Genomic DNA, 9404 nt, shown 5'->3' on the forward strand with positions numbered 1-9404 from the left:
CATGGGCTTTCGATTTCAAAAAAGAATTAAGCTCGGAGGAGGACTCGGACTTAATATTAGTAAATCTGGAATTTCTCCAAGCTTAAGAACAAAAATGGGAACATTTAGCAGTAAAAAATATTCTGTTAAAACCGGAGTACCCGGAGTACAATATCAAAGCAGTGGTTGCATGCTAATTTTTGCTTTTGCAGGAATCATTACATTTTTAATCTATACACTTAAATTTTAAACAATTATGGGATATCGAAAAGGATATTACAGAAAAGACGGAACGTATGTTCAGGGACATTTTGCCAATAACAGATCAAAATCTTTTTCAAAGAAAAATAACGGATGTATGTTACTAATTTTATTTTTTATTGCCTTTACTTCAATTATTTCTTGTTCAGAATCATCTGAGTCAACAAATAGTACTACAAACTCAGTTACTGGGTCCAATTCAAATTCAAATTGTCCTACTAAAACTTGTAAAGATTTTGCAACACAGGCACAAGCACAGGCAGCTTATGACAGTAACAAAAAATGCTACAAAAACCTGGATGGAGACGGCAACGGAAAAGCCTGTGAATCTTTAAAATAATAACTACAAAATTATGATAACACTAGAACTTAAAAGTCATTTTTTGAGATTATATCAAATGGCATTATCTGACGATCAATTTAATGTATTAGAACTTCAAATGCTGTATCATTTTGCAGATGAAAGAGGAATTCCAAAAGAAGAACTTGATAAGCTTTTTTTAAATCCTGTCAATACCGATTTTATAGTTCCGCAAGCTTTAACTACAAAAATCGAATATCTATATGACCTGGCAAGAATTATCTGGGCTGATGAAAAAGTCACTGATGACGAATTGAATATGCTTAGAAAATATTGCAGAAAATTTGATTTTGTTGAAGAAAACATCAATGACTTGTCTGACTATCTGATTGATTGTGTCCAGAAAAACATTGGTAAAGAAGAAATTATTAGTCAACTAAACGCTTAAGTTATGAAACCACTTTCACAATTATTTAGTTTAAAAAAATCTACAGATTCTTCTTCTAAACTTTTCGAAGAAAATGAAGAAGACAGAGAACAAATCAGAATTACTTATTATCAGAGCGGTTTCGCTGCTTCAATAAAAGCAACTGGCAAACCAATTGTTCTAAAAGCCTGTTTACAGAACTTATACATGAGTTTTGAAGACCAATGCCGAAAACAAAAATTAGAGCAGGACAGGTTAAAACAGCCTTACCGAGAAGAGCAGGAAAAGAATCGTACAGAACTTAAAAAGTGTGAAGCTGCAATTGGAATTTACGAAAAGAAAGAGCAGGATACTAACGAGGCTGCAGATCTGATAAAAAATGAAATTATAGAAGTAAAACGCAATCCTGACAAGTTCGGAATTGAAGATGGAAAGGGATTAAAAGCACAGTTTTATATCGGTTTGTTTTTACTGCTTCCTATCACTCTTTATGTTTTGGTTTTTTATGTTTCTGCATCTTATTCTGCATTTTTCAAAGAATTCTCAAATGATAGTTTAACAGCTGCCATTTTCGATGCCGATGCATTAACAAATTCTTTTAAAGCAAGCTGGCTTGAAGGAGTTTTGGTAGTAACAATCCCTTTTGTATTCATGGGATTAGGCTATGTAATTCACATGGTACAAAAGGGAAAAGGAATTAAAAATATTTTTAGAATGATTGCTCTTTTTGTAACCACCTTTTTATTTGATGCCTTATTGGCCTATCAAATCGAAAAAAAGATTTACGAATTTAATAAAACCACAGATTCTGCTCCTTACAACTTAAATATCGCTTTGGGCGAAGCTGAATTTTGGATGATCATATTTGCTGGTTTTGTTGTCTATATTATCTGGGGACTTGTTTTTGATTTTGTAATGAAAGAATTTGAAAACATAGACAAAGTAAGAGCTTTTATAAGAGGCAAAAAAGAAAATCTGATTGATTTAGAAAAATTAAAAGCCGAATATATCAATAAGATAAATGATTTCAAACAGCAGATTGTAACGGCAAACGGAAGGATTTCTGAACTCCAGTCTAAAATTGATGGTTTTGTATTTCCGGTAAAAGAATACCTTCATTATCATCATCAATACAAAGAAGGATGGTTTCAGGCCATAAATACCGAAATTGCTTTGGCTCATAAAGAAAAAACAGAACTTTTGGAAAGCTGTGAACTCCACTCTGAAGAACATCTTAGCAAATTAAACTTAGTCGATCCTGATTTTCAGCATTTGGTATATTCTAAAAACTAATCCTATGAACACTATTCTAAAAATATTTACCATATCATCATTACTCGTTTTGACATTTTCATGCAAGCAGGAACCTGATAAAGGCAAAGAAGAAATTAGCTCTAAAAATGCTAAATCCGAAAATTATAATATTAGTATACTTCTCGATTTATCAGACAGAATTAGTACTGAGAAAAATCCTAACCCAACAATGGAATATTACCAAAGGGATTTAGGATATATAAAATCAGTTTCTGAAGCTTTTACAGCACATTTAAAATCAAAAAGAATACGCCAGATTGATGACAAAATGCAATTATTTTTTAATCCGGAACCTAAAGATTCTGATATTAATTCGATTTCGCAGAAGTTAAAAATTGTTATTGATAAAAATAATGCTTCAAAGGATTTACTGAATTCTATCAATGCAAATTACGCTTCACAAACCTCAAAAATATACGAATCTGCGATAAAAGACAACAATTTTATCGGCTCTGATATCTGGAGTTTTTTTGACACTAAAGTAAAAGACCAGTGCATAGAAAACGATGACCGAAATATTCTTGTTATACTAACAGATGGGTACATGTTTTATGACAATACCCTAATGAAAGAAGGAAACCGTACATCTTACATTACTCCGGAATTAATTCGAAAGAATGGTTTAAATACCAAAGACTGGGAAAAAAATTTTCAGGGCAAGGATTTTGGTTTTATTAAAGCCGGTGATGATTTATCTAATCTGGAAGTTTTAGTTTTAGGTATTAATCCGAATCCAAATAATCCTTATGAAGAAAAAGTAATAAAAGCCTATTGGACAAAATGGTTTACCGAAATGAAAATCAAACATTTTGAAATCAAAAATACTGATCTGCCATCAAATATGGAGAAAATCATTAAGGACTTTATACTAGAAAAGAAATCCTGAATCGATTTTATTTAGAAAATAATAAATCCGCCTTTACGGATTTCCATAAAATACTGATTTTAATTGACGCTACATTTGAATAATTAATTTAAACCAACAAACCAATGGAAATCAATATTCAGCTAAAGTCATTAGCCGATAAAATCAATCAGCTAAAAAACAAAATTGACACAGAAGAATCTACCAAACACGCTTTTGTTCTGCCCTTTATACACGTTCTCGGATACGATGCTTTCAATCCGCTTGAAGTGGTACCAGAGTTTACCGCTGATCTTGGCTTAAAAAAAGGAGAAAAAGTAGATTATGCTATTTTTCAGAACGGAGAACCAATCATCATAGTAGAATGCAAAAGCTGGAAAGAAAAACTAACGATTCATAATTCACAGTTATTTCGCTACTTTCATGTCACCAAAACCAGATTCGCTCTCTTAACAAACGGAATTAATTACCAGTTTTTTACCGACCTGGATGCTCCGAATAAAATGGATGAAAAACCGTTTCTGGAATTTGATATCACGAATCTTAAAGAAAATACGATTAATGAAATTACCAAATTTCACAAGTCTAATTTCGATGTAGATAATATTGTCAGTAATGCCAGTTCTTTAAAATACATCAAAGAAATCAAAAAGCAAATCAATGCAGAACTTGAAAATCCATCGAATGATTTCACTAAACTTTTTGCAAATAAAGTATATGCCGGAAGACTGACTGAAAAAGTGGTAGACGAATTTAAAGATTTGGTTCAGAAATCAGTCAGTCAATATATAAACGAAAGGATTAATGACCGATTGAATGCTGCACTTACGAAAGAGACAATTAAACAGCAGGATGAAGAAATAGTAACCACTGAAGAAGAAGGCAAAATCATTACCACCGAAGAAGAAATGGAAGCATACAGGATTGTTGTGGCGATTTTGAGGAGAAAAATTCCAATCAAAAGAATCGTTCATCGCGACACACAATCGTATTTCGGAATTCTTTTAGACGATAATAACCGAAAACCGCTTTGCAGGTTACATCTTAATGGAGGAAAAAAATACATCAGCCTTTTTAACAACAACAAAACAGAGTCAAAAACCGCAATTTTATCTATCGATGATATTTACCATTTTGAAAAAGAATTACTGGATACACTGGAAATTTATGATGGTCAGGTTCAAGTGTAAAACATTTATTTTATGAAATTTAAATCAATATTAATCTAATAAATCAAAAAAATGGAATATAAAGTAGTACCGTTTGTCGCCTCAATTGACCCAAAAAAAGGAACCACAAATCATGTAGCTGAACAATTGGAAAGTTTAATAAAAAACTTCACTGACAAGGGCTGGGAATATGTACGTTTAGAAAGTGTATCAACATTTGTACATCCAGAATCAGGGTGTTTTGGAATTGGAGCTCAGTCAGGTTTCACAACCAATAATCAAATGGTTGTTTTTCAGAAAAAATGAAATATCTAATACTGTCTGTAATTCAAATATATTGGAAAGTCATACCTGCTTCTAAAAGAAAAAAATGCATTTTTAAAAAGTCATGTTCAAATTATGTTTTTGAAATAACTCAAAAAGAAGGTTTTGTAAATGGTTTAAAAGCATTCAGGTTTCGATATCAAAATTGCAGAGCTGGCTGTCAAGTTTTTAAAGATCCAGTAAATGGCAAAGTCCAAATAATTCTTCCCTCTCGAATTATAGTTGAAAGGGAAGAAATGTCCGAAAGATTAACTCTTTAAATTTCAAAAATAAAAAGAAATATAAAATCAGGTATAAGTACTCATTTTAAACGGCAAGATTGTATTTAGATTTATCACAAAATTGACTAAAAACAAAATCTAAAGTGCTGATTTTATACACCTTTACTTTAAAACCACGCCGCCTATGCTAAAGAACTACTCGATCCTGTCTCTACTTTTTTTTACGTTTTCCTGTAAAAAAGCTGATGCTCCCCCACCGCAGATCAATTCTTTTTACAAAAAAGTAATTACAGCAGATGACCGCAAAACAATTACGCCCGAAGAAGCCAAAACGTATCATGTTGATAAAACGTATCAATACGAATACAGAACCGGATATTCGGGACATTATGAGTATAATTATGATGTAAAGGGAATTAATAGTAAAGGTGATTCGGTTTTCGGGAATATAAATGTTGAAGGAAAATACGGTGCCGGAATTTTAATAAACGACAGTTTGGGAGATATTGAAATCAACACAGAATGGATTTCTTTCGGAAAGCTAAAAGCTTTTGATAAAGCAAGAAATGAATATTATTTAATGGTCAAATAAAAACGTCTCAGATGAAATATAGCCTATTATTAATCCTGCTTTCTTTTCAGCCTGTGGAGAACAATGTATTTATATGCGGACCAACCGGCGCAAAAAAATATCATTATAAAGAAAATTGCCGGGGCTTAACAGCTTGTCGCCATCAATTAACAAAAGTCTCACTTTCGCAGGCGCAAGGCTACGGACTAACGCTTTGTGGTTGGGAAGATTGAAATTTAAAACCTCTCAAAATTTAATCTGAGAGGTTTCATCATTATTGTAGTTATTCTAAGCCGGTTCCCATAATTCAATTTTGTTGCCCTCCGCATCCATGATATGTACAAATTTACCGTAATCATAAGTTGCGATATCATCCAGTATTGTTACTCCGTTTTTCCTGAGTTGAGTTACTAATCCTTCTATATTCTGAACTCGGTAATTAATCATAAAATCTTTTTGCGACGGAGAAAAATAGTCATCTCCCTTTTTGAAAGGGCTCCACTGAAGCGAGTTTATTTGCTCTGGTTTGTTGAGATCCCTGGATTCAAAACTGGAAGTACCCCAGTCACTGATTTCAAAACCTAAGTTTTTGACATACCAGTCTTTGGTTTCCTGCGGATTATCCGAAAAGAAAAAAATCCCTCCAATTCCTATGACCTTTGGTATTAAACTATCTGCAATATTTTTTTTATCTTCCATAAATTACGGTTGTGAGTTGTTAAATCATTAACTAATATAATCAAATCAATTGTATACTTACTTTACTTCAAACGAATTTCATTATAATTTGACGAATTAAATTCAGTTTTTATGTATAAAAAAACGGAAATAACTTCTAACAGTTACTTCCGTTTTAATTCCAATTCAAATAAAACAATTCTTTGACTTAAAGTATTATTTATCTTTTATATACAGTAATAACACCAGTCGTTTTGTCTTTTAATTTCAGCTCTTTATTAGTAAGGTTCATGATATCACTAACAGAACTAATATTCCCAATAGTAATGGTTAAATCATTATGAGATCTTACGTAAGTTCCCGTTGTTTCAGTTTTGTTACACTCTGTACCGCTATAATCCCCTATAACTGCAACATTGCTCAGTTTTAATTCTAAATAATCTTTGGAACATCCACTTTGATTCGCTGGTGCATCAATTAATGTTTCATTTCCGTTAGAATCTGCTGTTCCTACCTGGCTTAGCTCATATTTTCCCTGAAGCGGTACAATTGTTTCCCCTTCATTATCATCGTTACTGCAAGACGTTGCGAATAATCCAAAACTTAGGGCTAATACGTATAAAAAATTTCTCGTTTTCATGTTTTTTGTTTTTAAAAATTATGTTGATTTTATATTTACGAATTTACATTCGATGTAATTCAAACCTGTTTCATAATTTTAGAAATATCTTACATAATTGATATTTCCCTAATAAAAACACATATTTAAGGCGTTTATTTAAAGAATAAAATAGAAAACCTTCTGAAAACGAATTCTCAGAAGGTTTGATTATTCAACAGTTTTAATCTGTTTTTATACAGACTCGTGACAAAGAATAGTGGCCTGAAACAACTTTTTGCGCTACTCTGTTTGCCTTTGTTGTAAATTAAAAACCGTTCCTGCCGGATCCTGAATCCAATGCATGTTTTTTGGAAGTTCTTCAATTTCGTCGCAGGTTTCCACTCCGTTCGATTCAAGATAATTTGTCGCTTCTTCTACGTTTGGAACTGTAAGCTGCAGCCATGTTTCTGAATGAGTGTAATTATCTACACAGTCTAACCATATAATATTATGACCAAATTTCACTTCGAATGTTCTGGAAACGGTTGGGTTACTTATTGGTTTTTCTTCAACTTCCAGTTTTAAAATATCTCTGTAAAAAGCAACCGTTTTCTCGAATTTACTTTTTGGAATTTTCATTGCAATGTTAATTCCTGCTTCAAATTTTGGATTCATGGGATTTATTTTTTAGAATGTATTTCTCTAAAATCTGGTGCTCGTTTGCAACGAGTGCCTACTTACTTTAATCACTATCCGGAGCGTTTGCAACGCGGCTCATTTACCACAATGTTTCAACAGCTACATTACAAAAAACAGTATTATCTTCTTCGTAATTTCTATAACTGCTGTTTACATAATCACGTTCATTAAAAACAATTTGAGCCTCTACAGGATTATAATGTATATACCTTATTCTCTGCTCTATTTTTTCTAATGTGTCCAATATAACCGGATGAAAACCATCCTGCCAAAGCTTGTAGTTTTTTGCTCTTCCTGTTGTTATTGCTTCAAAACTAAATTTTCGTAAAAGCCATTCTCGTCTGCTCTCAGGATGTTCTTTTATTGCTTCGATTAATTTTTTTGAGGTAAACTTTTTTAAATCACGGACAATATTTTGCAATTCTCCATCGGGTGTAGTGACAATTAAATGAATATGACTGCTCATATACACATAAGCGTGAACACTGAGTCCTTTTTCTTTGATACAATAATTTAATGATTCGTCTAAAATATCACAATAAACAGGTCTTATAAATAGATCTACCCAGTCTACTACTGTTATCGTTATAAAAGTGGGAACTGTACTGTCTATTACTTTGTACTTTTCTGACATTGTTTATTGTTTCAGATATTTTCGTTTGTTATTATTGTTTGTTTTGGTTAGCCGCGTTGCAAACGCTACCACTATTCTTTTAATTTAAGTAGGTACTCGTTGCAAACGAGCACCAGAATGGAGTTTTTGAATATCCAATTTCTATTCTTGTCATAGGTATATTTTAGATTTATGATGAGTATTGTCTTAGTTAGCCGCATTGCAAACGCTACTTTTTTCCTCTTAATTTATGTAGATACTCATTGCAAACGAGCACCGGATTGAGTTTATTTCATCATTTATCTAAACCATCTTAAATTGAACTTATTTTATTGGATTACCAGTTTTGATATCAAATTTAAGCCTAGGAACAGTTCCCATAAGTTCTAAAATCATTTTTTTAGAACTCTCTTGATTATTTACTTCTTGTAAAATTTCATACCATTTTCTCACTAAATCATTATAATTTAACTTACTTAGATCAATCGTTTCAAATATTTCTTTAATTTTTTCAGTATTTGAATTTTTATTATAAACTCTTACTAGCATAATCTTTCTATTCAACTTCTTTTCTACTTTTTCAATTTGAGTAAACATTATTTGGGCAGCATTAATTTGATGAAGCATTATAGATTCCATTAAAGCATCTTGAGTTAAATTTCGTTCAACAATATCATCAATATCTTGGCTTTTAATATAAAACAAATTTACTTTTTGGGATGCAAGATAAATTTCTTTATCAAATTGCTGAAGTGAAATTAAAATTTCAGAACATTCTTCACTATAATAATCATCTATTTTTAAGCCTCTAAAAATAAAATCTAGTTGGTGTTTAATATTTTCTGTTGGCAAAACTCCTAAAATTAATTCTCGACGTAATTCAATTAAATTATTTAGTATACGCGAAGGAGATTTTATAGAAGCACTTAACAGAAGTAAAATAGCAATTGCACTAAATAATAGAGAAATTTTAAATTCATAAAGAGAGAACAATTGATTACTATAAATATAATCTATCCAAAAAAATACATTAATTACATCTAATGATATTAATAATAGTGTAATCACTGAAACGAAGCGAGAGTTTTTTTTATTAGAAAATGAATTCTGACTTATATCATGTGGAACAACGAAAGAACCTCCTATTATGGATAAAACTAGACCTAAAAACAAAAAGGAGATAAAAATAATTATTGATGTACAGCTTATATATCTTGCCCAATTTTCAATTTCATAATTTGTTTGATTAATTAATGTATCACTAGTGTCCACTTAAAATAAGTTAAAAACCAGCTGGTTAGTATTATGTTCATTGATATTATTGTAATCTGATTTCATAAGTAGTTCATTTATAAATGTTTTATCGAGTAATGATGCGGAT

15 protein-coding genes are annotated in these 9404 nt (G+C 31.4%); 10 read left to right on the forward strand and 5 right to left on the reverse strand.

The annotated features are described in order from the left end of the window. Position 1 precedes the first annotated feature (1 nt). From AAEO57_RS20910 to AAEO57_RS19500, 10 genes are all read left to right on the forward strand, one after another. A complete protein-coding gene (locus tag AAEO57_RS20910; protein ID WP_423972155.1) occupies positions 2–229 on the forward strand; it encodes a DUF4236 domain-containing protein in 228 nt (75 codons plus the stop codon). 6 nt (positions 230–235) lie between these two features. Next, entirely contained in the window at positions 236–580 is a 345-nt protein-coding gene (locus AAEO57_RS19460) for an excalibur calcium-binding domain-containing protein (protein WP_341694697.1), read from the forward strand. 13 nt (positions 581–593) lie between these two features. Further along, the gene (locus AAEO57_RS19465) at positions 594–989 is read left to right on the forward strand and encodes a hypothetical protein (RefSeq protein ID WP_341694698.1); all 396 of its coding nucleotides are present in this window, start codon (positions 594–596) and stop codon (positions 987–989) included. A 3-nt stretch (positions 990–992) separates the two neighbouring features. Beyond that, positions 993–2261, forward strand: a complete 1269-nt coding sequence (locus tag AAEO57_RS19470; RefSeq protein WP_341694699.1) for an ABC transporter permease — start codon at positions 993–995, stop codon at positions 2259–2261. 4 nt (positions 2262–2265) lie between these two features. Further along, positions 2266–3168 (forward strand): hypothetical protein, encoded by a 903-nt coding sequence (locus tag AAEO57_RS19475; RefSeq protein WP_341694700.1) that lies wholly within the window; start codon positions 2266–2268, stop codon positions 3166–3168. A gap of 104 nt (positions 3169–3272) precedes the next feature. Continuing rightward, positions 3273–4337 (forward strand): type I restriction endonuclease, encoded by a 1065-nt coding sequence (locus tag AAEO57_RS19480; protein ID WP_341694701.1) that lies wholly within the window; start codon positions 3273–3275, stop codon positions 4335–4337. Positions 4338–4388: 51 nt separating this feature from the next. Next, the gene (locus tag AAEO57_RS19485) at positions 4389–4622 is read left to right on the forward strand and encodes a hypothetical protein (RefSeq protein WP_341694702.1); all 234 of its coding nucleotides are present in this window, start codon (positions 4389–4391) and stop codon (positions 4620–4622) included. Next, complete coding sequence (yidD, locus tag AAEO57_RS19490; RefSeq protein ID WP_341694703.1) at positions 4619–4900, forward strand: membrane protein insertion efficiency factor YidD; 282 nt, start codon at positions 4619–4621, stop codon at positions 4898–4900. The genes AAEO57_RS19485 and yidD overlap by 4 nt, the downstream gene beginning before the upstream one ends. 145 nt (positions 4901–5045) lie before the next feature. Next, the gene (locus AAEO57_RS19495; protein ID WP_341694704.1) at positions 5046–5453 is read left to right on the forward strand and encodes a hypothetical protein; all 408 of its coding nucleotides are present in this window, start codon (positions 5046–5048) and stop codon (positions 5451–5453) included. Positions 5454–5464: 11 nt separating this feature from the next. Beyond that, positions 5465–5665 carry a hypothetical protein gene (locus AAEO57_RS19500; protein WP_341694705.1) on the forward strand — a complete coding sequence of 67 codons (201 nt, stop codon included), beginning with the start codon at positions 5465–5467 and terminating at the stop codon, positions 5663–5665. 55 nt (positions 5666–5720) lie between these two features. Here the strand turns inward: AAEO57_RS19500 and AAEO57_RS19505 are convergent, their stop codons facing one another. From AAEO57_RS19505 to AAEO57_RS19525, 5 genes are all read right to left on the reverse strand, one after another. Further along, positions 5721–6131 (reverse strand): VOC family protein, encoded by a 411-nt coding sequence (locus AAEO57_RS19505; RefSeq protein WP_341694706.1) that lies wholly within the window; start codon positions 6129–6131, stop codon positions 5721–5723. Positions 6132–6330: 199 nt separating this feature from the next. Then, positions 6331–6750, reverse strand: coding sequence for a lipocalin family protein (locus AAEO57_RS19510; protein ID WP_341694707.1), 420 nt, complete (start codon positions 6748–6750; stop codon positions 6331–6333). Between the two features lie 261 nt (positions 6751–7011). After that, positions 7012–7386 carry a VOC family protein gene (locus AAEO57_RS19515; RefSeq protein ID WP_341694708.1) on the reverse strand — a complete coding sequence of 125 codons (375 nt, stop codon included), beginning with the start codon at positions 7384–7386 and terminating at the stop codon, positions 7012–7014. 103 nt (positions 7387–7489) lie between these two features. After that, the gene (locus tag AAEO57_RS19520) at positions 7490–8044 is read right to left on the reverse strand and encodes an REP-associated tyrosine transposase (RefSeq protein ID WP_341694709.1); all 555 of its coding nucleotides are present in this window, start codon (positions 8042–8044) and stop codon (positions 7490–7492) included. 303 nt (positions 8045–8347) lie between these two features. Next, entirely contained in the window at positions 8348–9295 is a 948-nt protein-coding gene (locus tag AAEO57_RS19525; RefSeq protein WP_341694710.1) for a hypothetical protein, read from the reverse strand. Between the last annotated feature and the right edge of the window lie 109 nt (positions 9296–9404).

The organism is Flavobacterium calami, from assembly GCF_038290035.1.
GTDB lineage: Bacteria > Bacteroidota > Bacteroidia > Flavobacteriales > Flavobacteriaceae > Flavobacterium > Flavobacterium calami.

Bases quoted from the DNA above. Each gene is read 5' to 3' on its own strand.
- AAEO57_RS19495 (WP_341694704.1), top strand. From the start codon at position 5,046: ATGCTAAAGAACTACTCGATCCTGTCTCTACTTTTTTTTACGTTTTCC.
- AAEO57_RS19500 (WP_341694705.1), top strand. From the start codon at position 5,465: ATGAAATATAGCCTATTATTAATCCTGCTTTCTTTTCAGCCTGTGGAG.
- AAEO57_RS19510 (WP_341694707.1), bottom strand. From the start codon at position 6,750: ATGAAAACGAGAAATTTTTTATACGTATTAGCCCTAAGTTTTGGATTA.
- AAEO57_RS19520 (WP_341694709.1), bottom strand. From the start codon at position 8,044: ATGTCAGAAAAGTACAAAGTAATAGACAGTACAGTTCCCACTTTTATA.
- AAEO57_RS19485 (WP_341694702.1), top strand. From the start codon at position 4,389: ATGGAATATAAAGTAGTACCGTTTGTCGCCTCAATTGACCCAAAAAAA.
- AAEO57_RS19460 (WP_341694697.1), top strand. From the start codon at position 236: ATGGGATATCGAAAAGGATATTACAGAAAAGACGGAACGTATGTTCAG.
- AAEO57_RS19480 (WP_341694701.1), top strand. From the start codon at position 3,273: ATGGAAATCAATATTCAGCTAAAGTCATTAGCCGATAAAATCAATCAG.
- AAEO57_RS19465 (WP_341694698.1), top strand. From the start codon at position 594: ATGATAACACTAGAACTTAAAAGTCATTTTTTGAGATTATATCAAATG.
- AAEO57_RS20910 (WP_423972155.1), top strand. From the start codon at position 2: ATGGGCTTTCGATTTCAAAAAAGAATTAAGCTCGGAGGAGGACTCGGA.
- AAEO57_RS19475 (WP_341694700.1), top strand. From the start codon at position 2,266: ATGAACACTATTCTAAAAATATTTACCATATCATCATTACTCGTTTTG.
- AAEO57_RS19470 (WP_341694699.1), top strand. From the start codon at position 993: ATGAAACCACTTTCACAATTATTTAGTTTAAAAAAATCTACAGATTCT.
- AAEO57_RS19505 (WP_341694706.1), bottom strand. From the start codon at position 6,131: ATGGAAGATAAAAAAAATATTGCAGATAGTTTAATACCAAAGGTCATA.
- yidD (WP_341694703.1), top strand. From the start codon at position 4,619: ATGAAATATCTAATACTGTCTGTAATTCAAATATATTGGAAAGTCATA.
- AAEO57_RS19515 (WP_341694708.1), bottom strand. From the start codon at position 7,386: ATGAATCCAAAATTTGAAGCAGGAATTAACATTGCAATGAAAATTCCA.